This is a genomic window from Flavitalea plasmicola (assembly GCF_030546645.1).
Taxonomy (GTDB): Bacteria; Bacteroidota; Bacteroidia; order Chitinophagales; family Chitinophagaceae; genus Puia.
Genome location: NZ_JAUOTO010000001.1, coordinates 1,028,927 through 1,052,780 on the forward strand (window position 1 = coordinate 1,028,927; position 23,854 = coordinate 1,052,780).

Genomic DNA, 23,854 nt, shown 5'->3' on the forward strand with positions numbered 1-23,854 from the left:
TTCATCAAGTCCAACTGTAACCATATCCATCAGAGATCTTAATAACTTTCCACACAGACGCGTCTTCGTTGGCCAAATAGAAATGATAGCCGGGTGCGATTCTGTTGACGGTGAAATGCTGATCCTGGTGCGGAGTCTTATCCATTTTGATAGTACCCCTCTTCAAGCCATTCACAATGTCAATAATTTTCCTGTTGAGGTGACTATCGGGTATGTAAGGATACTGGGCTGCCCTCGCCTTGGCATTAAAATCGGTCCCCGGTTGAAAGGCCGGCATCGATGGATTTCCGCCGGGCGGCATGATCGGTCCAAAGAATCTCTTCGGTGCAGTATCTACAGGTCTTACAGCAGGAGACGACTCCACCGGGAATTCCTGAACAGGGCCGAATATCCCTTCGTCGTCGACCTCTTTTCCTCCTACTTCCTTCTCCCTGTCCTCAGTTTTCGCCTTTTTGGGCGTGTCGGCTTCCTCGTCCGACCGGTCCCGCTTTTTTTTGGCAGGTAAGTCCTTCTTGAAATAGAGCTCGCTTTTATTTACTTTTTTTTCATTCTTGCCCTTCCTCTTCACATAGTAATAATCCGGGTCCGACTTGGACTGCCTCTTAATCTTATACTTATGCCTGTTCAGCATATACACGGTCGTCCCTTTTTCCACCCCTCGAGGGATCATCATCTGTATGACGGGAGCAGCCCGCCGTTGCATGAGCGCCCGTGATCCTGTATTTTCCGCATTGGAAATGCTACGGCCTGGGCTTGTAAAGCGTTCCAAGGATTTTTCGCGCATATGACGAGGATAAGGTAACTAAAAATGTAATAGATTCAATGTTTTTCCGATGCTCTCTAAATTTACAATTTTATATTTGTAATTCAAACAGATGAATATGCAGCAACAAAAGCCCTCGAATGATCCTTTACATGGATTGACCCTGGAAAAGATCATCAACCACCTGGTGGAAAGCTATGGCTGGGAGGCATTGGGCATGCAGATCCGGATCAGGTGTTTTACGGATAATCCATCGGTGCAATCCAGCTTGAAATTCCTGCGCAAGACGCCCTGGGCCAGGACAAAGGTGGAGGATTTTTATAAATATTCGCTCCGGAAGAATAAACTGAAGTAGGGGCTATTTCTTTTTCGCGCCTCTTGTCTTAGGCTTGCCATATTTCTTTTGCATGCGGTCGGCATGGCGCACGACGACATTGACCTTTTTATTCTTTTCCAGCTTTTCATGGAATGCTCCGCCTGCAAATTCAGGTTTGGGGATATTTAAGGGGATGGCCTTGGTATACTGCTTTGGCTTTTCGTCTTCGGTCAGGATGTCGGAGATCTCCAGTGCATCCGGCAAGGGAATGACAGGAATTTTAAAGTTCATCAGGTGCTCTATCCCGGCGCGGATCTCTTTATCTCTTTCCGTAATAAGGCTGATGGCGATTCCTTTCCGATCGGCTCTTCCCGTCCTTCCGATCCGATGAATATAGTCTTCGGGAACATCAGGCATATCGAAGTTAATGACATGGGACACCTCGGTTACGTCGAGGCCTCTTGCTATAATGTCGGTGGCGATCACCGTATTAAATTCTCCGGTCTTGAATTTATTGACCGTATTAAACCGGTGATTCTGATCTTTATTGGAGTGGATAACGCCTGTTTTGCCGGGAAATTTTCCAGACAGTTGTTCATAGAGCTGATCCGCCAATTGTTTCGTCGAGACGAAGACCAGGACCTTGTTCATGGCAGGATCCTTGTTAAGGAGGAGTTCCAGGAGGTTGATCTTGGTGTTGAAGTTGGGGACTTCATATGCTTTTTGATCGATATTTTCCACCGGGGTGCCGGTGGGCGCCGCTTCGATCCGCTGCGGGTTGTTGAAATAATCATCCATCAGCCTGTCCACTTCATCTGTAATGGTGGCAGAGAACAGCAGGTTTTGCCTTTTGGCTGGCAGCAGATCCAGGATATTGCGTAATTGGGTACGGAATCCCAGATTAAGCATTTCGTCCACTTCGTCGATCACCAGCTTTTTTACCGTATTCAGTCGTAAAGAGCCGCTGAGGACCAGATCGTATAATCTGCCAGGGGTAGCCACCAGTATATCAAGTCCCTTTTCTACTTCCGTTCTTTGTGTATTGGTATTCACTCCTCCATAGATCCCCACCGTCTGAAGGGTCATATAGGAGGTCAGCGCCTTTATTGTTGTTACGACCTGTAAGACCAGTTCGCGGGTGGGGACAATGATCAGGAACTGCGGGGTCCTGCTCTTTGAAAAAGTCAATTGCCGGAGGCAGGGCAGTAAATAGGCGATCGTCTTGCCCGTCCCTGTTTGGGCTATGCCGCATACATCCCGTCCGGACATGATCACGGAGAAGGTCTTTTGCTGAATAGAGGTAGGGTACTGATAACCCTGCTCTTCTAATGCTTTCAGTAAAGGTTTGGTCAGATTAAGATCGCTAAAGGTCATTACCATTGATATTGAGAGACAAAGGTAGGGTATACTTTAGTCAAAAAACTCGCCAAAGTGCCAGAGGATCCCCGATGGGTCGTGCATAAAACATTCTCTGCCCCAATCATATTCCCGGATGGGGGTTAGTTTTACGCCTTTGTATTTAGCTGTCAGATCCAAAGCCAATAGTTCTTTCCAGTAACGGCCTACATCTTCCACTTCCAAAAAGATCATTGAATTATCTATCCAATCCCGGACGTAAGCATCCTGTAAGTAGAATCCTATACCCTCTGTGGTGAATAAGGACATATTATGGCCCAAAATACTTTCCTGGAAGCCCAGGTCCCTGTAAAAGCTGCGGGACAGTTCGAAATCTTTGGCTCCGATGAATGGTCGGATCGATCTGGCTTTATGTTCCATTGGTTGCTATTTCGAAGTTATTTGATTTTTTTCGATTTAACCAGGTAAATATCGGTATATTAGTACAGGGCAAATAAACCTTTACCCATGGGAAGCGCTTCATTAATTGTCCTTTTTTTCGCGGGGGTTGCCTTTGCAGCCGGGGGAATTGCTGTTGCCCGGTTTTTCGTAAAAGGGACAAAAAATCTGCAGAAAGGCCAGGCCTATGAGTGTGGCATCCCAACCACGGGCACTCCCTGGAACCAGTTCAATATCGGATATTATCTGTATGCGCTCATCTTCCTCATTTTCGATGTGGAGCTTGTCTTTATGTATCCCTGGGCGGTGGCGGTGAAAAAAGTAGGAATGGCGGCGCTGGGAGAGATCGTGATATTCCTGTTCATCCTGTTTATGGGATTCTTGTATGCGCATAAAAAGGGAGCGTTGAAATGGATGTAGTTCCTCAAAATATGGCGGATAAACCTTTTCCCGGAGAAGTGCACCCGACGGCGGGGGGAGGCATCCTCGTAACCAAATTGGATGAAGTGATCAACTGGGCGCGATCGAATTCGCTCTGGCCGCTTGTATTTGGCACCTCTTGCTGTGCAATTGAAATGATGTCTACGGCTGCGGCGAAATACGACTGGTCGCGCTTTGGATTTGAAGTGGCGAGAGCTACACCCAGGCAGGCGGACGTGATCATCATCGCCGGGACGATTGTAAACAAAATGGCGCCTGTTCTGAAAAGACTCTACGACCAGATGGCCGATCCGAAATATGTGATAGCCATGGGCGCCTGTGCCACGAGCGGAGGGCCATTCTTCTACAACACTTATTCCGTAGTAAAGGGCGCGGATCATGTGATACCGGTAGACGTCTATGTCGCGGGATGTCCGCCCCGTCCGGAAGCTTTGCTGCATGCATTGATCGCTTTACAGAAAAAAATAAGGGAAGGCGTTTCATGAACAAGGAAGAACTAAAAGTCAGATTGGAAGCGCTGCTGCTTCCCCCAACCTTCGAAGAAGGCGCGGAATGGACGACGGCAGTCGTCGACCCGGCCGGGTGGGAAGGGTTCGCACGACATCTCCGGTCGGACGCGGGGTTGGAATTTGACTTTTTGTTTTGTGTGACGGCGGTTGATTGGCGGACACATTTCACGATGGTCTACCATCTGACATCGACTCTCCATCGTCATACGATGGTGGTGAAGGTGAAGCTCGACCACGATCATCCATCGCTTCCGACGGTATCCGACATCTGGCGTACTGCTGAATTTCATGAACGGGAGGCATTCGACCTTTTCGGTGTGGTGTTCACGGGCCATCCCGACCTCCGGAGGTTGTTCATGACGGATGAATGGAATGGATGGCCGTTGCGGAAGGACTACGAGGACCCGGTCAATATGATTAAACTATAAAATGATCCAGGAAGTAGGCACGACCGAGCAAGGGGAACTGGTGATCAACCTGGGCCCGCAACATCCATCTACACATGGCGTGCTGCATCTTGTCATTACGCTCAGCGGAGAGACGATCAAAAAGGTCGAACCTCACCTCGGGTATATTCATCGCAGTATCGAGAAGATGTGTGAAAGCCTGTCTTACCGGCAATTTATTTATGTCACCAGCCGTATGGATTACCTTTCTTCACATATCAACAATCACGGCTGTGCCTTGTGTGTGGAAAAAGGAATGCAGATCGAAGTGCCTCCCCGGGCTAAAGTGATCCGCGTTCTGATGGATGAATTGACCCGGCTGGCTTCCCATCAGCTATGGTGGGGGGCAATGGCCATGGATGTAGGCGCCCTCACACCTTTTTTTCATGCTTTCCGGGAGCGGGAGGCCATCAACGATATCATGGAGGAGACCTGCGGGGCCAGGTTGACCATGAATTATATGGTACCCGGCGGGGTAATGGCCGATCTGCACCCTGATTTTCAGAAAAAAGTGAAGGAATTCATCCGCTTTTTCCGTACCAAGATAGACGAGTATGATGAGCTGGTGACGGGAAATGTTATCTTTAAGAGCAGAATGGAGGGCATCGGCTACCTGTCTGCAGAGAGTGCTGTCTCCTACGGCTGCACGGGGCCTACCGCCAGGGGCAGTGGCGTGAGCTGTGATATACGGAAATTATATCCCTATGAAGTGTATGGGCAGTTGCAATTTGAAGAGGTGACTGCGACGGGGGGAGATTGTTTCGCCCGTTATATGGTCCGCATGCAGGAAATGCGCCAGTCGCTGTCCATAATAGAACAGCTGATCGATAATATCCCCGAAGGGGAATTCCAGGCAAAGACGAAAGCAGTGCTGAAATTGCCCAAGGGAGAATTTTATTCAAGGGTGGAGACGGCAAGGGGTGAATTCGGCGTATACATCATCAGCGAAGGTGGAACGACGCCTTACCGGATCAAATTCCGAAGTCCCGGGTTTTCCAATCTCTCCGCACTGGACCACATGGCGAGGGGATATAAGATAGGGGACCTGGTAGCGATCATGGGGACGTTGGATCTGGTGATACCGGACATAGACAGATAGTTTTGAGCTGCAAGCTGCAAGCCTCAAGCTGCAAGCCTCAAGCTGCAAGGAGAGAGAATATTAACGATATGCTTAGCATAGAAAATATAACCCATTCCATTGATGCCTGGCTAAACAGCATGTTCCATCCGACAGTTGTCCTGCTGGTGGAGTCCCTGATCGTGGGGATTTGTGCGATCAGCCTGTTTGCGGTGCTGGGCCTGGTCCTGGTGCTGATGGAGAGAAAGGTCTCTGCCTATATGCAGATCCGGCTCGGACCCAACCGGGTTGGACCGGGCGGAACCCTGCAAACGGTGGCGGATACGCTGAAGCTGGCGATGAAGGAAGGACTGACTCCCGACGGGGCGGACAAGTTCCTGTTCAACCTGGCGCCCTTCGTGGTCATTATCGTAGCGATGTTGATACTGGCCCCGGTGGCCTTTGCCAAGGGAACGCAGATCTGGGACCTCAATATCGGGGTGTTATATATTTCCGCCGTTTCCTCTCTTTCCGTGATCGGCATACTCATGGCCGGCTGGGCCAGCAATAATAAATATTCGCTGTTGGGCGCCATGCGCAGCGGCGCCCAGATCGTCAGCTATGAATTGTCCGCGGGGATCTCGGTGATCTCTATCGTGGTGCTGACAGGAAGCCTGCGTATCCAGGATATCATCGCGTCCCAGCAGGATGGCTGGTGGCTGTTCAAAGGTCATATCCCTGCCCTTCTATCGTTTGTGATTTTCATCATCGCTGTCACGGCGGAGACTAACCGTGCGCCTTTCGACCTGGCCGAGGCGGAATCGGAGCTCACCGCCGGGTTTCATACGGAATATTCCGGGATGAAATTCGCGCTGTTCTTCCTGGCCGAGTATGTGAACATCTTTATCGTGTGCGCGATAGCCGCCACTTTGTACCTGGGGGGCTGGATGCCCCTGCACATTGGTCATTGGACGGGGTTCAACCAGGTGATGGATTATATCCCATCCTCCCTATGGTTTATGGGCAAGACCTTTTTCCTGATCTTCGTGATCATGTGGTTTCGCTGGACTTTTCCCCGGCTGCGGATCGACCAGCTGCTGAACCTGGAGTGGAAGTATCTGTTGCCGATCAGCATGGTCAACCTGCTGTTGATGACTTTGATCGCCATCGAAGGATGGCATTTTTAATAAAATGTTCTTAAAGAAATATATATCGGATGTGTTTGGCGCGGTGCGTTCCCTATTAAAAGGGATGCGGCTGACAGGCTACTATTTCACCCATCGCAAGGAGATCATTACGCAGCAGTACCCGGATAACAAGGAGGAAATGAAGCTGCCGGAGCGGTTTCGCGGGGAAGTGGTCATGCTGCATGACGAGAAGAATGAGCATGCCTGCACGGGCTGTACGGCTTGTGAGCTGGCCTGCCCCAACGGGACCATCAAGATCATCACTAAATTCGATATGACGCCGGAAGGGAAAAAGAAAAAGGCGCTCGATACTTTTATTTACCACCTGGAGCTTTGCACGATGTGTAACCTATGTATCGAGGCTTGTCCCACCGACGCCATCAAGATGGCGCAGAATTTTGAGCATAGTGTGTATGACCGCAGCGAGCTGACTAAAAAATTAAATAAACCGGGTTCTAAAATCAGAGAGGGCGTTGAATAATGAGTGCGTCTGCTGTCGTTTTTTATATACTTTCCTTTTTTATCCTGGCAGCAGGCCTGTTGGCCGTGGCCTCCAGGAAAATATTCCGTTCGGCTATCTGGCTGTTGTTCTCCCTTACGGGCATTGCCGGATTGTATTTCTGGCTGCAGATGGAATTTATTGCGGCCGTCCAGATCGTGGTCTACGTCGGCGGAATCGTCGTGCTGATCATCTTTTCCATCTTTCTCACACAACAATCGGGGAAGGACTTGCCGGCGCCGGTGCGTAGCAGGGCTATATTCTCCGTCCTGGCAGCCGGCGCGGGTTTTATGCTGACCTGGCTTATGATACGGCGATATGGTTTTCACCCTGTCGGGCAAGGGACCATCGATGCAAGTGTGGGGAATATCGGGGCGCAAATGCTCAGCACTTCTGAGCATGGCTACGTATTGCCATTCGAGGTGATCAGCATCCTGTTGCTGGCAGCCATGATCGGCTGCATCGTCATTGCAATTAAAACAAAACCGGAAGACAAATGAACCAGGTGCCATTGAGCCATATCCTGTTTGTAAGCACTGCGCTCTTCTTCATCGGCATGTACGGCCTGTTTACGAGACGAAATATGATCACGATGCTGATGTCAGTGGAATTGATCCTGAACAGCGTGAATATCAACTTTATCGCTTTTAATAAATACCTGTACCCGGAGAAACTGGAAGGTGTTTTTTTTTCCTTGTTTATCATCGCCATTGCCGCTGCTGAAGCGGCGGTGGCTATTGCGATCATTATCAATCTATACAGGAACCTTCGGTCCATCGATGTGGAGGATGCCAATGAAATGAAATTCTGAATGTTGCGAATATGCCAAACGATGCTTATATAGCCTTGATCCCTTTGTTGCCGCTGGCCGCCTTTGTTGTTCTGGGGCTGTTCGGTAGGAAGTCTCTCCTGCGCCTTTCCGGCATAATCGGAACAGGCGCGGTGCTGATCTCCACCGGCTTGTCGCTGTGGACGGCTTACCGGTACTTCGCTGCATGCCTGTCAGATGGGGCCTGCCGGCTCATCACTCCGCTGAAGGTGACCTGGCTGACTTTTTCCCCGGGGCTTTCTATCGACCTGAGCGTTATCCTCGACCCTATTTCGGTGATGATGATCGTGGTGGTCAGCTTCGTTTCGCTGATGGTGCATGTATTTAGCCTGGGGTATATGAAAGGGGAGACGAGATTCGGCACTTACTATGCTTTTCTCGGTCTCTTCACTTTTTCCATGCTGGGGCTGGTGCTGTCAGGGAATATCTTCGAGATCTATATTTTCTGGGAACTGGTGGGTTGCTCATCCTTCCTGCTGATTGGGTATTATTTCGACCGGCCATCGGCTGTCGCCGCGGCTAAAAAGGCCTTTATCGTCACCCGTTTTGCCGACCTGGGTTTTCTTGTCGGGATATTGATCCTGTCTTTCCACGCGGAGACGCTGGATTTTCATACGTTGATCCAGCGGCTCACCGGTCCTTCCCCGCAGCTGGCAAGTATTACCAGGGCGTCTTTCCTGGGCATTTCCCTGCTGTCCTGGGGGCTGGTGCTTGTATTTATCGGAGGGGCGGGCAAGTCGGCGCTCTTCCCCCTGCATATCTGGCTGCCGGATGCGATGGAAGGACCTACGCCTGTTTCAGCCCTGATCCATGCCGCAACGATGGTAGTGGCCGGCGTATATCTTGTGGCGCGGCTGTACCCGGTGTATATGTTCGCTGATCCCGCAGTGTTACGGGTCGTCCTTTATGTGGGAGCCTTCTCTGCGTTGTTTGCGGCCATCGTCGCCTGCGTGCAGACGGACATCAAGCGGGTGCTTGCTTATTCGACGATGTCGCAGATAGGGTATATGATGTTTGCATTGGGTACTTTTCAGGCTGCCGGAGAAGAGAACACATTGGGATATACGGCTTCCATGTTCCATCTTTTTACCCATGCTTTTTTCAAAGCCTTGCTTTTCCTCTGCGCGGGTGTGATCATCCATAGGGTCCATAGCAATGAAATGAAGGATATGGGAGGATTGAGGAAGCTTCTCCCGCTGACGCATGGCTGCTTTTTGATCGCCTGCCTGGCGATTGCCGGCATTCCGCCTTTCTCGGGGTTCTTTAGTAAGGAAGAGATCCTGCTGGCGGCCTTTCATGCCAATAAATTCGTGTTTGCCGTCGGATTGTTTACTTCGGGGCTGACGGCTTTTTACATGTTCAGGCTTTACTTTTCCGTTTTTTGGCGCCGGCAGTCACAAGATGTTGGCAGTCATCATGGGGAAGCGCCTCTTACGATGAAGATCCCGCTGGTGATACTTGCTGCGGGTGCGATATTCGCCGGATTCGTCCCATTCTCCCGATGGGTGACCTATGATGGCGCGCCGGGGAAAGGCCAGGGAATTGGTGGTTTTGCGATCGCCCCGGTAATGCTTGCATTACTGGGTATGCTGCTGGCCGGCTTTTTCTACCAGAAAGAGAGCGCCCGGCCTGCAAAGGCGGCAGCCGCGCTTGGCGGTCTGTATAAATTTGCTTACCATAAATTTTATATCGACGAAGTATATTCCTTTATTACGAAAAAAATTATTTTCAATTTCATCGGCAGGCCTGCGGCGTGGATCGACAGGAATATCGTGGACGGGTTTATGAATCTCCTTGCAGGGGTGACTGCAAGGATCTCTGCCCGGATAAAGGGATTTCAATCGGGGAGGGTACAGGACTATGCCTTGTACTTTTTTGCCGGAGTAGCGGCATTAGCGGTTTTATTTATTTATATATACACATGAACTTATCATTGCTGGTCCTGGCGCCATTGATCACGGCGGTAGCCGTACTGTTTTGCAGGGGTCTCAACCGGGTGCGTTGGGTATCCCTTGCCGGAGCTTCGGTGCAATTGGTGCTGTCCTTCGGGTTATTGGCCTTATACTGGAAAGAACGCGCTGCCGGCAACGATGCTGCTATGCTGTTCGAGTATCGGCATGCCTGGTACCTGCCGTTGAATATCTGGTATCACATCGGCGTGGATGGGATCTCCGTTGCTATGATCCTGCTGACGGCCATAGTCATGGAGGCGGCGATATTAGTATCCTGGAGCATTAAAACGATGAGCAAGGAATTTTTTACTTTACTGCTCTTTCTAAGTGCAGGCGCTTATGGCTTTTTTCTTTCGCTCGACCTTTTTACGCTTTTCTTTTTCCTGGAGGTTTCGGTGATCCCGAAATTTTTGCTGATAGGCGTGTGGGGCAGCGGCAAAAAGGAGTATAGCGCCATGAAGCTGGCGTTGATGCTGACGAGTGGATCGGCACTGGTGTTCATCGGGTTGCTGGGGTTGTACTATCACACAGGTGGCGCAGGCGGGCCGCATACTTTTGATTGGGTAACCATCTCGCAAATGCAGTTTCCGGCGGAAGTGCAACGGGTCTTCTTTCCCTTCTTATTTGCCGGCTTCGGCATTTTTACGGCTTTGTTCCCCTTTCATACCTGGGTGCCTGACGGTCACTCGTCCGCGCCGACGGCCGCGTCGATGTTCCTGGCGGGTATTTCGATGAAGCTGGGAGGTTACGGTTGTCTGCGGGTGGCGGTGTTCCTTATGCCAGACGCTGCGCGGGAATATTCACCCCTCATCATCCTGCTGGCGACGATAGCAATCGTGTATGGCGCCTTTGCGACCATGATGCAGAAAGACCTGAAATATATCAACGCGTATTCGTCCATCAGCCATTGCGGCTTTATCCTGCTGGGGATTGGCATGCTGACGAGGACGGCAATCGCAGGCGCTGTTATGCAGATGATCTCTCACGGGCTGATGACGGCGCTTTTCTTTGCCGCCATTGGGATGATCTATGACCGGACGCATACGAGGCTGGTCGGTCGGTTGGGCGGCCTGCTGAAAATAATGCCCTTCATTTCCACCATATTCGTGATCGCAGGTCTATGTTCACTGGGATTGCCCGGCCTCAGCGGTTTTGTGGCCGAGATCACTGTTTTCATGGGATCCTGGCAGCATGCCGGCGAAATGTATCGCCTGGCGACGATATTGGCCTGCGCTTCCATAGTGATCACGGCGGTGTATATCCTTCGGGCGACAGGGCAAGTGATCATGGGGCCCGTGAGAGAACCGCAATATAACGGACTTGCCGACGCGACATGGAATGAGAAACTGGCGGGCATCTTGTTGGGTGCGGGCATTATTGCCATCGGCGTTGCGCCTTTCTGGCTGAACGACCTGCTGGCATCCGGCGTTGGATCGATCATGGATCATGCCGAAAAAACATCCATCATTAAATGAACTAATCTATGTGGGCTGGCTTTATTTTCTCGTTGCGGCAGGAATTGATCGTCACCGGCATCATCTTCCTTCTGTTATTCATAAAAGTAGGGGCGACGGAGTATAAGACCGCCGTCATTCTCAACCTCGTTAACGGGCTGCTGTTGGCGAATTTTATCCTGGGGTTCATTGGCTGTCAGGACTCCATTTTGTTCAGTGGCATGTTCCATACAAATAAGCTGCTGGTCCTGGAAAAGAATATACTCAACCTGGGAACGCTTATCATCTCGCTTCAGGCATATGACTGGCTGAAGGGCCACCGGCAGGTGCTGGAATTCTATCTGTTATTGCTGGCTACCCTGGTAGGGTTTTTCTTCATGATCTCGGCGGGCAACCTGCTGATGTTCTATCTTGGACTTGAGCTATCCACCATCCCCCTGGCTGCCCTCTCCAGCTTCGATCTGGAAAAAAGGCAATCTTCGGAAGCCGCAATGAAATTTATTATGTCCTCTGCCTTTTCCTCCGCCCTGCTTTTATTTGGCATTTCCCTGCTTTATGGCGCCACAGGGACCCTGGACTTTGATACCATCGGCCAACGCCTCGATGGCAGCGCCTTCCAGCTCTTTGCCTTTATTCTTCTCTTATCAGGCTTTGCTTTTAAGATCTCCGTCGTCCCCTTCCATTTATGGACGGCCGATGTCTATGAAGGTTCTCCCGTTACGGTCTCCGCCTACTTATCCGTCATCTCCAAGGGCGCGGTGTTCTTCGTATTTATCCAGGTGCTGTATACCGTCTTTAAGCCATTGGCCGCCAACTGGTACAGGATATTGGTCCTTTTATCGATACTGACCATGGTGACAGGCAACCTGTTCGCCCTGCGCCAAGACAAGCTCAAGCGGCTGCTGGCCTTTTCTTCCATTGCACAGTCAGGGTTTATACTTGCCGGCATCACCGGCAGTTCCCGGACAGGAGATGCGTCCGTGATCTATTTTATCCTTGTCTATATTTTTTCCAACCTGGGCGCTTTTGGCGTCGTATCGCTCATCAGCGCGCAGACGGGGAAGGAAGGCATCGACGACTACAAAGGACTATACGCCACCAACCCTTTGCTATCCTGGGTAATGGCGATCTCATTGTTCTCCCTGGCGGGCATTCCCCCTACGGCGGGTTTTTTTGGTAAATTCTTTTTGTTGATGGCAGGGGTGGGGAAAGGCAATTATGTGTTTATCGGCATTGCCGCGCTGAATATGGTCATTTCACTGTATTACTATTTGCGGGTGATAAAAGCTATCTTCATGGAAAGCCAGCCGGAGCCGATCGGAAAACTAACAATCCCTTTTTTGCCCAATCTAGCCTTCCTGATTTGTGTGGCGGGGATCATCATGACAGGACTGATGGGATGGGTCTACGACTACATTTATTCATTGAGCATAGGATTATAGGATATGGCTATCAATCAAAATCATTTATTCGAGGAGCTGAACGGGGTCAAATGCGCCATCGTGGAGAAGAATGTTCCCCCGGAGAGGGTGGATTTCCTGCGGCGCATCCTGGAGTACAACAGGTATACGGTGATCGTGGTAGTGAGCCCTCCCCCCAAGGGAGCTGTGGCGGCAGCTGTGCCAGGAGAGGTGGCTGCTCCGGTGGAGGGGGCTGCTCCGGCGGCTGCGTCCCCGCCAGCGACTTTTACTGTCGGTGTGACGGACGTGATGTTCAACCCGGTGAATGCCATCTTCGGAAGATTGTTGAAGACGCCGGAAGGGCATACTGTGACGCTGGCCTACTGGCAGCAGAAGGAAAAGGAGGCGGATGATGAGAAGCCATATTTCGAGGGGAGGTAAGCGCCGGTCGGTCGGCGAAAAATATTAAAAAAATGAAAAGACTGACTGCTCTGATAATTTTGTTATTCCGTGCGGGTTTGGCTTTTTCCCAGCAGGAGGCAAGCGTGAGGGAGTATATGAAAATGTTCACCACATATCCCTACTCGGATCCCAATCCGGTGGCATTGCTTTCTCCAGTTTACCCTTATTTTAGATTTGACGGGTTTACGAATAAGCCTGTTCAGAAGCAATGGAAGGTGGTGGAGCTGCGTAATGATCTAATTACGGTGTTGATATTGCCGGAAGTAGGCGGAAAGATCTGGGCGGCCATCGAAAATAAGACTGGCAGGTCATTTATCTATTATAATGGTGCAGTGAAATTCAGGGATGTGGCAATGCGCGGTCCCTGGACGAGCGGGGGGCTGGAGGCGAATTATGGCATCATCGGACACGCGCCCAGCTGCGCGGCGCCGGTGGATTATGCCACGTATAAGAACAATGATGGCAGCGTCAGCTGCGTCATAGGTACGCTGGATCTGCTGACGCGCAGCGAGTGGAGAATTGAAATAAACCTGCCTAAGGATAAGGCATTTTTTACCACCCGGTCATTTTGGTACAACCATACTCCTTTGTCGCAGCCTTACTACCATTGGATGAACCTTGGCATGAAGTCAAAAGGGGGGCTTGAATTCATTTTTCCCGGAACGCATTACATCGGTCATGAGGGCGAATATGCGGACTGGCCCATAAACAAAGACAATGGTAAAAAAATTAATTTTTATGAGCAGAATGATTTCGGCGGCTATAAGTCCTATCACGTGTTGGGGAAGCTTACGCACTTTTTCGGGGCCTACTATCATGACGAGGATGATGGGATGGTGAGATATGGTACTTATGATGACAAGGCGGGGAAAAAAATATGGATATGGGGATTGTCGCAGCAGGGAATGATCTGGGAGAAAATGCTTACGGATACAAATGGGCAATATGTGGAAATGCAGTCCGGGCGGCTGTTTAACCAGAATGCGCCTGGAAGCAGTTTTACACCGTTCAAGCATATCGGCTTTGCCCCTTTTGCGACAGATACCTGGACGGAGTATTGGTATCCTGTATCCGGCATTAAAGGGATGGTAGAAGCGAATGCTTATGGGGCTTTGAATATAAAAAATGAAAATGGCTGGCTGAAGGTCTATCTTTCTGCAGCGCAAAAGATTGACGATTCCCTGCAGGTGAGCGTGGGGGACAAGCTGGTTTATAGCAGCAAGGTCCGGTTAGAGCCGTTGCAGACATTTGGAGATTCCGTCAGGTTTGAGGGCGGTGTTTTCCGTGCGACGTTGGGTGGTAACAGGATGGTCTATGACGCAGATCCTTCGGCGGGGGTATTACGCCGTCCCTTGGAGACACCTAAGGATTTTAATTGGAACGATGCGTACGGGGAATATATACGGGGAAGGGAACTGATGGATCAGAAGTTGTATGCGGAGGCAGGACAGCATTTGCAGAAAGCGCTGGAAAAGGATGGGAATTTCTTGCCCGCTTTGGTGGAAATGGCGGTGCTCCGGTACAGGAAAATGCAATACGAGGATGCATTGGCGACAATAAGGCGGGCGTTGCAGGTAGATGGAGTTTCCGGGGAAGCTAATTATTATTATGGGGTGATCAACGATCAGCTGAACCATACAGCTGATGCAAAAGACGGGTACAGCATCGCCGCACTGACGCAGGAATACAGGAGCGCGGCATATACGGGCCTGGCCAAATTGACCGGGAAGGAAAAACTGTACGAACAATCGATCCGGTATGCTCAAAAAGCAACCGATTTTAACCGTTTTAATATGGATGCGTTGATGCTGGAAGCGGTGGCTTACAGGTATCTGGGGGATACTTTAAATGCATCGGAGCGCTTGCGTATTATCCTTGGGTGCGATCCACTGAATCATTTTGCGAGGTTTGAAGGGTACCTGGGAGGGCGAACGGAAGCCGGCAAAGCGCAGTTCAGGTCTTTAATTAGAAGTGAGCTTCCCCACGAAACTTACACGGAACTGGCCGTATGGTACTATAATGCGGGCTATATACGGGAGGCGGAAGAATTATTTGCTATGGACACAGGCTCGACTGAAGCTGCGTACTGGTTGGGCTTTTTACGGGGGCAGAAGGTGGATTGCTCCCGGATCGATCCTGCGCTTGCATTCCCTTTCCGGAGCGAGACGGGGGCTGTATTGGAAGCCCTCCTGAAAAGCCAGGACGACTGGTGGTTGAAATATCAATTGGCGTTGATTTACAAAGACAGGAACAGGGTGGATGAATGCAGGCATCTGTTGATGGCTTGTGGGAGCTCGCCGGACTACGCTCCTTTCTATGCTGTACGGGCTGCGATCTTTAAACAGGATAGTGCCCAGTGCCTCCAGGATCTTCAGCGTGCGTTGTCATTGGACAAGGAACAATGGAGGTATCATAAATTGCTGGCTGAATATCATATGGACCACGGCCAGCCTGCGGAGGCGTTGGCAATTACCAGGGCATTCTATAGGGGGCACCGGGATCAATATATAATGGGTATGGTATATGCCAAAACCCTTTTACTGAATAAAAGGTACAGGGATGCGGATGGGGTACTTTCAAAGTTGGAGATCATTCCTTTCGAGGGCGCAACGGAAGGCCGGACATTATACCGTGAAACCAAACTGATGCAGGCGGTAGAGGCGCTTGGCAGTAATGATCATAAAAAAGCGGCGGAGTACATAAAAGCGGCGAGGTTGTGGCCTGAAAATTTGGGTGTGGGGAAGCCATATGACGATGAGATTGACAGTCGCCTGGAAGACTGGATGGAATATATTTCCGGCGGAAGGAAGTCCGGGGAACTATTGCGCAGGATCCTCGTCTTCGTGCCGCGGGTGGATAATACCGTCAGAAATTTTATCCCTTCGAATGCATTGGTAACTGCCTGGGCGATGGAGAGGATACAAGGCAGGGATAAAGCGATCGCCTGGCTGGACGAACAGATTGCTGCATATCCTGCTTTTGGAAAAGTGCTGCAATGGTGTAAAGATAGATTTGTGGGCAGGCATGAGGTCCAACTTGCCGGCGGGGAAAAAGATGCGAATGTAGAGGTGCTGGAAGCTTTGACTGAGAAACCTGCTTAAATTTGGATATGCTGAAGCGTGTAAAACCCTCCGGTAAGGAGGATGACTCTTTCTTCGACCTCGTCCATGATCTTGTACGACAGATACCTAAGGGCAGAGTATCGACCTATGGCGCTATTGCTGCAGCCTTGGGCACAAGGCTGTCTGCCCGGATGGTGGGGTGGGCTATGTTGTCAGGCGCCAATGCCCCGGATCCGGTGCCTACTTACCGGGTGGTGAACAGGCAGGGGCTGTTGTCCGGCCGGCATCATTATAACCCTCCGGAGAAAATGCAGCAGATGCTGGAAAAGGAAGGAGTAGTGGTAAAGGACAACCAAGTGGTGGATTTTAAACAATTGTTTTGGGATCCGTTAAAGGAATTGTAATGAAAAAAATAGCAAAGGACAAGCCGGTGTCTAAAAAGGCAAGGTTGGTTGCTGTAAAACCATCCGGGGAAAAAGAAGCAGCCGGATCCATGATCGATCTCATTCATGATCTCGTAAGGCAGATACCAAAAGGAAGGGTTACTTCATATGGGGCGATCTCCAAGGCACTGAACCTTCCGAATCCCAGGATGGTGGGAAGGGCCATGGGGCTCCCGGTCAAAGGAGGGAAAACGATACCCTATCAACGGGTGGTTAACAGTACCGGACATTTATCTGGCGGGCATCAAAGTTTCCGCCGGCAGCTGCTGATAAAGGAGGGTGTCGAGGTGGTTGGAGACAAGGTTGTCGGGTTTAGAGATCTATTCTGGGATCCGGTGCGGGAGCTGTGAAGGGGACGTCGCGGCTACACTGGAATATTCGGTCATTGACATGGTATCAAATGGATCTGCCGGGAATTTGAACGTTATCCTGGTGCCCTGGTCGGTCTCAAAACGGACATGACCTTTCAGGTCCCTGGCCAATCCCATTATCAGCTTGATCCCCAGTGATTCGGTATTGGTATGGACAGGATCATGGCTGAGGCCGATGCCATTGTCTGCCACCATCAATTGTACCAGGGGCCCCGTTTGTGAAAGTTCGATCGTGATGGTTCCGTGCATGTCGAAAGGGAAAGCGTATTTAAAGGCGTTGGTCACCGTTTCGTTGATGATAAGACCGATCGGGACGGCCTGCGCGACATCCAGTGTCAACGGTTGTATATGCGTCCGGATTCGAACATTGGCGGGAGGTCCGAAGCTATCGGATAAATATTGTATCAGGTCAGAGAGATAGTGGGAGATCTCAATGGTTTTGATGTCATCGGATTGATATAGTCTTTGATGGATCATTGACATGGCATAGATGCGATGCTGGCTGTTCTCGATGGCTTTTAGTGCGTCGTTCTTCAGATAGGCCGCCTGGGACCTCAAAAGGCTGATGACGGTGTGGAGATTGTTCTTGACCCGGTGGTGCACTTCTTTCAGAAGCCATTCCTTTTCCGTCACCAGGTGTTCAAGCAATTCGTTCTTATGGAGTATGATCCGGTTGTTCTTTTGCTTCAGCCTGTTTTGCCGGAACAGCAGACCTGCAATGACCAGCGTCAGCAGGATCCCGCATAAGGTAAAATCTTTCACGAGGTTGGCCTGCTTTACATGGGCTTTCTCAAGCATCGCTTCTTTATTGAGCAGGGCGATCTGGTCTTCTTTTTTCTTCGTATCGAACTCGACCTGTAATTCTTTGATTGCGCGATCTTTAGCCTGCGTATATATGGTTCCATACAACGCGTCGTACTGCAGCATATGGTCTACGGCGGACTTATAGTCACGTCGTGATGTGTCGTAGGAAAACCAAAGTTTATGAAGCCTGGCCAGATTTCTGGGATTTCCGTAAGCTTTTGCCACGACCTCATCCTTTTCTAAATAGGGCAGCATACGGATGTATTGTCCTGAAGCCAAAAGATAATCCAGGATGTCTACATAGAAATCGCTGAGGTTGTTTTTGGGAAATTGATCTTCATTCTTTATGCCGGCCAGTTGACGATAGTAAGGTTCGGCGCGCTGGAATTGTTTCGATAAAGTGTATACTTTTAGAGCGTCGCTGACAAACTGGTAGTAGGTGATGACGGATCCTTTATCCGGTGGGCCGTATCTTTCCTGAATATGCTGGAGGAGGTCCCTGGCAGGAAGGGGCTGCTGCAGGTTGAAATAGATACTGGCTATATTATGCGTCAGCAGGTAGATGGTTTGCTTGTCGTCGAACCTTTCTGCTATTCGAAGGGCCTCCGTAAAATATTTGATGGCATTGACTGAATCGCGGTGAAGCTCATAAATGATGGCGATGTGATTGTTGATCGTGCACAATTGCATCGAGGAGTCCCCAACTGTTTCGGCCGTTTTCAAAGCTTTCAATCCCCATTTCAAGGCTTCCGGAAAATTACCATTGAATATATAGAGTGAGGCAAACAGGTCATATACCCCCTGCAGCTGGGTGTAATGGATGGAATTATAAAGCGACAGCGACTGGTTGAGCGCCTGCTCTGTCCCCTCAACAGACGAATCTGTCTCAGCCAGCATCTTATATGCGTAGGCTTCCTCCATGATGTAGCCTCCATCTTTGAAAGCTGCGATAGCCTGCTTGAATGCACGCATTCTGTCGGGGACCTCCAGTGAGTTGTTGATGTCAAAATAGCCGGCCAGGGCAGAATAGGCTTTTCCCCGCAGAAAATGGTTATTCCCTTTATCCAATATCCGGATAGCCTCTTCCAGCAGCTGCCTTCCTTTTGCCCGGTCTTTATATTCATTTGCCAGATAAGATTGTTCCAGGATAATATATCCGTCGTCTTCCGGGGACTTTACAACGGCATTCAGCGCCCTGGCCTGGCGGATAAACCCGTCAGCGCTGTCCAGGTCAGCCTTGCGCTCACCGGGCTTGAACATTTCGAATTCTGCCAGCCGTAATAACAGGCGGATATGGGCAGTGTCCTCACCCGCCGTTCTCAGTGCATGCAACATCGAGTCGGCGTCGCGCCGGCTCAGGTCCTGGGCGGTGGCTGAAAAGACGATCAGGTTAAATAAGAAGATGTAAAAAAAAAGTTTGTTCCTCATTGACTCGGATTGATAGATGGCAGGGTGCTGATTAATGAGATAGTTTCCTTAGCAGTAGTGGATTGAAGGATCGATGGGAGGTATAACAAAGATAGGCGGAAATGAAGGCATCAAAAGCGATTTCACCGTTTTCACATTTCGTCCATAGCATTATGTCATTAGGAGGGTGACTTTAGTTTAGGGGCATGGCAGCCTGCCCGTCTACCTTTTGTTGATCTACGGTCTTTTTAAGATGAATAAGAGCGCGAACTGCCACCTTGTTCAGTTGCCTCAATTCCTTTATCATTTGGGATTGCTGTTCCACCAGTGAATCCATCCGTACTGCCTCGGCTTGCATGTCCATTTGCTTTTGTGCCAGCGCCTGGTAACTGGTGAAGGCAACACTGGCTGCGTGTGAAGCTTCCTCGTTCCGGTCGAGGGACACCCGTAGGCTGTGTGAAAACTGGAAGGAATGCCAAACCAGGAGAACGATCATGATGGTTCCCAGGCCGGCAATGAAAAGGGTAGCAGTCAATAACCTAAGTGATGTTCTGGAACGCTTTCGGGATAATATGCTGGAATTGATGGTTTCCAGCTGTTCACTCATCTTTCCTGCCCATTCTTCGGCATGCAGAAGCGTATTCTTAGAATTTTGCGTATTACGATTTATCTCTTCGAGGTGGTTGTATAATTTTTGGAACATGGTTGCGTTTAGCGAACATATGAAAAAATCATACCATGGGACAGAGGGCGTAGCAGGGGCATATAATTCTTTTTTATTATTAATATTTTTCGTAATTTAATAATTCTTCAGGTGCTTTTCTCTTAGACCTCAATTCCCCGGCTTGTCGCTGGAATCCGCCCCACTAATCTATTTCAAACCTCAAAAATGCACTCTTATGAGCACAATCCATCAAAACAGGTTGGCAAACAGGCGTGATTTCCTGGGAAAGCTGGCCGGCACTGCTGCGCTTATTGGGATAAGTAATCTACCGCTAGCGGCAGCCCCTGGGGTTCTTAACGAAAACGACTCTCCGGGTATGGGTTTATCGGACCCGGATGAGTGGTTCAAGAACAACATCAAGGGGAAGCATAGGATCGTCTTCGATGCTACGGAGCCGAAAGAGATGTTGACCTTTGCATGGCCGAAAGTATATCTGCTGACGAATAAAGGCACCGGGACGGACGAAAAGGACTGCAGCGTCGTCGTTGTATTACGTCACGACACCGTACCCTACGCCCTTGGAGATAGCTTATGGTCAAAGTACAAACTGGGGGAGATGTTCAAGATCAATGATCCGCGCACTTCTGCGCCCGCCACCCGAAACCCCTTTTGGGAGACAAAGCCGGACGATTTCAAAGTGCCGGGTCTAGGTGCTGTACAGATCGGTATTCGGGATCTGCAAGCCAGCGGGGTATTATTTTGTGTCTGTGACGTAGCCCTCACGGTCTATAGCGCTGTTGCCGGAACGAAATTCAACCAGGATGGCGCTGCTGTCAAGAGTGAATGGGTTGCCGGCATACTTCCGTCCATTCAACCTATGCCTTCGGGCGTCTGGGCAGTAGGTAGGGCGCAGGAGCATGGCTGTACGTACTGCTTTGCTGGCTGATGAAAAACAGTACAATGGCTGCCGCAGTCTCCATTATGCTGGCAACATTGGTAGGCGGGGAGCTGGTGGTCAGGAGAAATGATGCCCAAATCAGGAAAATGCAGGAGACGACACCGGTGAACGTTCCTGCAAATGCCGATGCTCCTAAGCTCTGGCGGGGGCCGGATAGTGCTATGATGCCGGCAGGACCCAGTGGTGAATTGATTCGCTATGGGATGGCCCTCATCACCCGGACGTCGTGGTATTTCGGACCTGTCGGCAGCATCAGCCGGAAACAGAACGGGATGAATTGCCAGAACTGCCATTTGAAAGCCGGCAGGGAACCTTGGGCCAATAATTTTGGGGGTGTTGCGTCCTCTTATCCCAAATTCAAGGAGCGGCGTGGCGCCGTGGAAAGCATCTCGCAACGCATCTCGGATTGTTTTCAACGCAGCCTTAACGGGGAAGCTCCCGACAGCGGGTCGAAAGAAGTACGTGCCATGATCGCCTACATACAATGGTTGGGAGCAGGTGTACCCAAAGGGCAAAAGCCGGCAGGCAGCGGCATTGCCGCCCTTCCCTACCTGGAACGTGCCGCCGAGCCGGCCAGGGGCAAACTAATATACGCCGTGAAATGTCAGCGCTGTCATGGTCCGGAAGGGCAGGGCCTGAAGGATAAGGACGGGAGAAACTATATTTATCCGCCACTCTGGGGTAACCATAGCTACAATACAGGTGCAAGTTTTTTTCGGCTGTCCCGCCTTGCAGGATTTATACGCAATACCATGCCGTGGGGGGTGGATTACCGGAGGACGGAACTACAGGATGATGAGGCCTGGGACCTGTCGGCTTTCATCAATTCGCAGCCCAGGCCTGTCGGGCATTTCAGGCAGGATTGGCCGGACATTTCCCTGAAACCGGTGGATCATCCCTTTGGTCCCTTCGCAGATGGCTTTCCTTCCCGGCAACATAAATTTGGCCCCTTCCTCCCGATGGTGCAGGCACGGACTGCCCGTTTGCAGCATCATTGAGGGATAGGGTTTAACCATAAAAATTGCTTTATATGCAAAAGTATCGTTTAATGCTGTTTTTGTTGCTGGGCTCACTTTCACTGGCGGCCCAGCGTTCCGATTACAAGGTGGTCTTTGACCTCACCAGCCGGGATACCGTCGATCAGAAAAACCTGGTCCGATGGCTGACGGAGATCAGTAACGCCAATCCCAATGCGAAATTGGAAGTGGTCATGTATTCCAAAGGGCTGGAATTGGTGGTGAAGGATAAGTCCTATGTGGCCGAAGAGATCGGACGGCTAAGCGCCAATAAAAATATTGCCTTTAAGGTTTGCGCAATTGCCATGACAAACAATAAGATCAGCCAGGACCAACTCCTTACAGGCGTCGAGATCGTCCCGGACGGGATCTACGAGATCATAAGCCGACAAAAAGAGGGGTGGGGGTATATTAAGGCGGCGAGGTGATGTCGCATTCATCAACCCCCGGGGAGCCTGGTTTCGAGGATTAGAAATAAATTCCTGACGCCAGGTCTTCCAGCAAAGCGGCCTGTCCCGGCTGCCAGTCCAACGTCTTCTGGCTTTTTGCGCCAGACGCCGGGCAGTCAAGGGAAGCAAAATGTGTAAACCATTTGAAATGAGCTTCCGCATCTTTGCCGGCCTTACCCACTACAGGTAAATGCAACCCCTGGCCAATAGCACCTGCAATATCCCGGAACGCGATGCCTTCCTCAGCAACGGCATTGTACACCTTTTGCGAAGGCCTCCGCTCTGCGATCAGGCGATACATTACCGCTGCGTCCAGCCGGTGAACAGCCGGCCAACGGTTGCTCCCCTCTCCGATATATGCAGATTCACCATTCTGCTTCGCCATGTTGATGATCATCGGCACAAACCCGTGGTCACCCTCGCCGTGTACAGTCGGCGGCAGCCGCACTATATATACTTTGGCGCCATTGGCGGCTGCGGCTGTTGCTGCTTCTTCCGAAGCGGCACGGGGGATAACGTCAGAACCTGCAGGAACATCATCTTCTGTAACAACACGCCCGTAGTTCAGCAGGCCAATGCCGGAGGTGATGATCAGCGGGCGGTCTGAACCTGCCAAAGCCGTCCCCAGCGCTTCAATCACCCGGCGGTCAGCTTCGCAGTTTACTTTAAATTGAGAAAAATCATGGTTGAAAGCCGTATGGATGACAGCTTCGCATTGGGCTGCGCCTTGCTGAAGACTTGCCAGGTCGTCAAGGTCCCCACGATGCGCCTGGCCACCAGCCTTCATTATCCGTTCGGCAGAACTGTCCGAGCGGGCCAGCCCGAGCACCTGGTGACCAGCCCCAATTAATTCATTGACAACGGCGGAGCCTACGAACCCCGAGGCACCTGTAACAAATACACGCATAGACGATTGATTTTGTATCAAACAAAATTGGGTGGAAATCTCCCCGGAAAAAAGGTCATTTGACCATATTTTCGGTCAACGCCGCAATTGTGCCTGCCGGATGCGCGTCAGCGTTTTTATGGAAATGCCGAGATAGGAGGCGATCATGTGCAGCGGCAGCCGGGCCAGCAAACCAGGGAAAGATTGGACAAACTCGTGGTATTTCTCTTCCGGTGTCGCGCTCAGCGCGGTCAATAAACGCCGCCGGCCGCTGTAAATATTACGCGAGATGAGTTGTTCGGCTAAAGATTTTAGCTCCGGGATGTCCGCCAGCAAGCCGTCAAAATCCGCTTTCGACCAAAGCAGGACCTCACTGTTCTCTATTGCTGCAATGTTATAACTGGAAGGCTGCTGGTGGTCGTAGCTCTCTGCATCCAAAGTCCAGCTGTGTTCGGGCGAAAACTGCAGGATATGCTCGTTGCCGTCAGCTGTTTTACCAAAAGTCCGCAGCAGCCCATTCATCACGAAAGTCTTGTGACGGCATATGTCGCCCTCGCGCAGCAAAAATTCATTGCGGCGCACGGCTTTCGGTACCGCCAGCGCCCAGATACGATCCAAGTCTCCGCCGTTGAGATTGATATAAGCACGAAGATATATTTCAAATTCATGCATCATGGTAATTCAA

26 protein-coding genes are annotated in these 23,854 nt (G+C 50.6%); 19 read left to right on the top strand and 7 right to left on the bottom strand.

What is annotated here, in order from left to right; all coding sequences use genetic code 11:
• Positions 1-4: 4 nt before the first annotated feature.
• The gene (locus Q4E93_RS04130) at positions 5-784 is read right to left on the bottom strand and encodes a hypothetical protein (protein ID WP_303582820.1); all 780 of its coding nucleotides are present in this window, start codon (positions 782-784) and stop codon (positions 5-7) included.
• A gap of 97 nt (positions 785-881) precedes the next feature.
• Here Q4E93_RS04130 and Q4E93_RS04135 point away from each other — a divergent pair, with 97 nt between their 5' ends.
• On the top strand, positions 882-1,118 hold the full coding sequence (locus tag Q4E93_RS04135; protein WP_303582821.1) for a VF530 family protein: 237 nt from the start codon (positions 882-884) through the stop codon (positions 1,116-1,118).
• Positions 1,119-1,121: 3 nt separating this feature from the next.
• On the opposite strand, the gene Q4E93_RS04140 is transcribed toward Q4E93_RS04135, so the two are convergent.
• The gene (locus Q4E93_RS04140; RefSeq protein ID WP_303582822.1) at positions 1,122-2,453 is read right to left on the bottom strand and encodes a DEAD/DEAH box helicase; all 1,332 of its coding nucleotides are present in this window, start codon (positions 2,451-2,453) and stop codon (positions 1,122-1,124) included.
• A gap of 36 nt (positions 2,454-2,489) precedes the next feature.
• Positions 2,490-2,855, bottom strand: coding sequence for a VOC family protein (locus Q4E93_RS04145; RefSeq protein WP_303582823.1), 366 nt, complete (start codon positions 2,853-2,855; stop codon positions 2,490-2,492).
• An 87-nt stretch (positions 2,856-2,942) separates the two neighbouring features.
• Here Q4E93_RS04145 and Q4E93_RS04150 point away from each other — a divergent pair, with 87 nt between their 5' ends.
• The 15 genes from Q4E93_RS04150 (at position 2,943) to Q4E93_RS04220 (ending at position 16,964) form a co-directional block, all read left to right on the top strand.
• Positions 2,943-3,293, top strand: a complete 351-nt coding sequence (locus Q4E93_RS04150; protein ID WP_303582824.1) for an NADH-quinone oxidoreductase subunit A — start codon at positions 2,943-2,945, stop codon at positions 3,291-3,293.
• A gap of 11 nt (positions 3,294-3,304) precedes the next feature.
• A complete protein-coding gene (locus Q4E93_RS04155; protein ID WP_303582825.1) occupies positions 3,305-3,799 on the top strand; it encodes an NADH-quinone oxidoreductase subunit B in 495 nt (164 codons plus the stop codon).
• Positions 3,796-4,251 carry an NADH-quinone oxidoreductase subunit C gene (locus Q4E93_RS04160; RefSeq protein WP_303582826.1) on the top strand — a complete coding sequence of 152 codons (456 nt, stop codon included), beginning with the start codon at positions 3,796-3,798 and terminating at the stop codon, positions 4,249-4,251. The genes Q4E93_RS04155 and Q4E93_RS04160 overlap by 4 nt, the downstream gene beginning before the upstream one ends.
• Before the next feature lies 1 nt (position 4,252).
• Positions 4,253-5,368 carry an NADH-quinone oxidoreductase subunit D gene (locus tag Q4E93_RS04165; protein ID WP_303582827.1) on the top strand — a complete coding sequence of 372 codons (1,116 nt, stop codon included), beginning with the start codon at positions 4,253-4,255 and terminating at the stop codon, positions 5,366-5,368.
• A gap of 68 nt (positions 5,369-5,436) precedes the next feature.
• Entirely contained in the window at positions 5,437-6,513 is a 1,077-nt protein-coding gene (gene nuoH / locus Q4E93_RS04170; RefSeq protein WP_303582828.1) for an NADH-quinone oxidoreductase subunit NuoH, read from the top strand.
• A 4-nt stretch (positions 6,514-6,517) separates the two neighbouring features.
• The gene (locus tag Q4E93_RS04175) at positions 6,518-6,994 is read left to right on the top strand and encodes a 4Fe-4S binding protein (protein WP_303582829.1); all 477 of its coding nucleotides are present in this window, start codon (positions 6,518-6,520) and stop codon (positions 6,992-6,994) included.
• A complete protein-coding gene (locus tag Q4E93_RS04180; protein ID WP_303582830.1) occupies positions 6,994-7,512 on the top strand; it encodes an NADH-quinone oxidoreductase subunit J family protein in 519 nt (172 codons plus the stop codon). Before Q4E93_RS04175 ends, Q4E93_RS04180 begins: the two co-directional genes overlap by 1 nt.
• Positions 7,509-7,823, top strand: a complete 315-nt coding sequence (nuoK, locus tag Q4E93_RS04185; protein WP_303582831.1) for an NADH-quinone oxidoreductase subunit NuoK — start codon at positions 7,509-7,511, stop codon at positions 7,821-7,823. The genes Q4E93_RS04180 and nuoK overlap by 4 nt, the downstream gene beginning before the upstream one ends.
• Before the next feature lie 11 nt (positions 7,824-7,834).
• Positions 7,835-9,766 carry an NADH-quinone oxidoreductase subunit L gene (gene nuoL / locus Q4E93_RS04190; RefSeq protein WP_303582832.1) on the top strand — a complete coding sequence of 644 codons (1,932 nt, stop codon included), beginning with the start codon at positions 7,835-7,837 and terminating at the stop codon, positions 9,764-9,766.
• Positions 9,763-11,268, top strand: a complete 1,506-nt coding sequence (locus Q4E93_RS04195; protein ID WP_303582833.1) for a complex I subunit 4 family protein — start codon at positions 9,763-9,765, stop codon at positions 11,266-11,268. Before nuoL ends, Q4E93_RS04195 begins: the two co-directional genes overlap by 4 nt.
• 8 nt (positions 11,269-11,276) lie before the next feature.
• On the top strand, positions 11,277-12,689 hold the full coding sequence (locus tag Q4E93_RS04200; protein ID WP_303582834.1) for an NADH-quinone oxidoreductase subunit N: 1,413 nt from the start codon (positions 11,277-11,279) through the stop codon (positions 12,687-12,689).
• 3 nt (positions 12,690-12,692) lie between these two features.
• A complete protein-coding gene (locus tag Q4E93_RS04205; protein WP_303582835.1) occupies positions 12,693-13,088 on the top strand; it encodes a hypothetical protein in 396 nt (131 codons plus the stop codon).
• A 32-nt stretch (positions 13,089-13,120) separates the two neighbouring features.
• Positions 13,121-16,210, top strand: coding sequence for a DUF5107 domain-containing protein (locus Q4E93_RS04210; RefSeq protein ID WP_303582836.1), 3,090 nt, complete (start codon positions 13,121-13,123; stop codon positions 16,208-16,210).
• A gap of 8 nt (positions 16,211-16,218) precedes the next feature.
• Positions 16,219-16,575: an MGMT family protein gene (locus Q4E93_RS04215; RefSeq protein WP_303582837.1), complete on the top strand. Its 357-nt coding sequence runs from the start codon at positions 16,219-16,221 to the stop codon at positions 16,573-16,575.
• The gene (locus tag Q4E93_RS04220) at positions 16,575-16,964 is read left to right on the top strand and encodes an MGMT family protein (protein WP_303582838.1); all 390 of its coding nucleotides are present in this window, start codon (positions 16,575-16,577) and stop codon (positions 16,962-16,964) included. The genes Q4E93_RS04215 and Q4E93_RS04220 overlap by 1 nt, the downstream gene beginning before the upstream one ends.
• Here the strand turns inward: Q4E93_RS04220 and Q4E93_RS04225 are convergent.
• A complete protein-coding gene (locus tag Q4E93_RS04225; protein WP_303582839.1) occupies positions 16,935-19,217 on the bottom strand; it encodes a histidine kinase dimerization/phosphoacceptor domain -containing protein in 2,283 nt (760 codons plus the stop codon). The two genes, Q4E93_RS04220 and Q4E93_RS04225, sit on opposite strands and share 30 nt — an antisense overlap.
• Before the next feature lie 172 nt (positions 19,218-19,389).
• Entirely contained in the window at positions 19,390-19,899 is a 510-nt protein-coding gene (locus tag Q4E93_RS04230; protein ID WP_303582840.1) for a hypothetical protein, read from the bottom strand.
• A 196-nt stretch (positions 19,900-20,095) separates the two neighbouring features.
• Between Q4E93_RS04230 and Q4E93_RS04235 the strand changes: the two genes are divergently transcribed.
• The 3 genes from Q4E93_RS04235 to Q4E93_RS04245 are packed head-to-tail and all read left to right on the top strand — an operon-like array spanning position 20,096 to position 22,262.
• Positions 20,096-20,806: a twin-arginine translocation signal domain-containing protein gene (locus Q4E93_RS04235; RefSeq protein WP_303582841.1), complete on the top strand. Its 711-nt coding sequence runs from the start codon at positions 20,096-20,098 to the stop codon at positions 20,804-20,806.
• Between the two features lie 14 nt (positions 20,807-20,820).
• Positions 20,821-21,816 carry a c-type cytochrome gene (locus Q4E93_RS04240; protein ID WP_303582842.1) on the top strand — a complete coding sequence of 332 codons (996 nt, stop codon included), beginning with the start codon at positions 20,821-20,823 and terminating at the stop codon, positions 21,814-21,816.
• A gap of 32 nt (positions 21,817-21,848) precedes the next feature.
• Positions 21,849-22,262: a DsrE family protein gene (locus tag Q4E93_RS04245; RefSeq protein WP_303582843.1), complete on the top strand. Its 414-nt coding sequence runs from the start codon at positions 21,849-21,851 to the stop codon at positions 22,260-22,262.
• Between the two features lie 40 nt (positions 22,263-22,302).
• Here Q4E93_RS04245 and Q4E93_RS04250 read toward each other — a convergent pair whose 3' ends face one another.
• Both Q4E93_RS04250 and Q4E93_RS04255 read right to left on the bottom strand, forming a co-directional pair.
• Positions 22,303-23,190, bottom strand: a complete 888-nt coding sequence (locus Q4E93_RS04250; protein ID WP_303582844.1) for an SDR family oxidoreductase — start codon at positions 23,188-23,190, stop codon at positions 22,303-22,305.
• A 75-nt stretch (positions 23,191-23,265) separates the two neighbouring features.
• Complete coding sequence (locus Q4E93_RS04255; protein WP_303582845.1) at positions 23,266-23,844, bottom strand: Crp/Fnr family transcriptional regulator; 579 nt, start codon at positions 23,842-23,844, stop codon at positions 23,266-23,268.
• Positions 23,845-23,854: the final 10 nt, after the last annotated feature.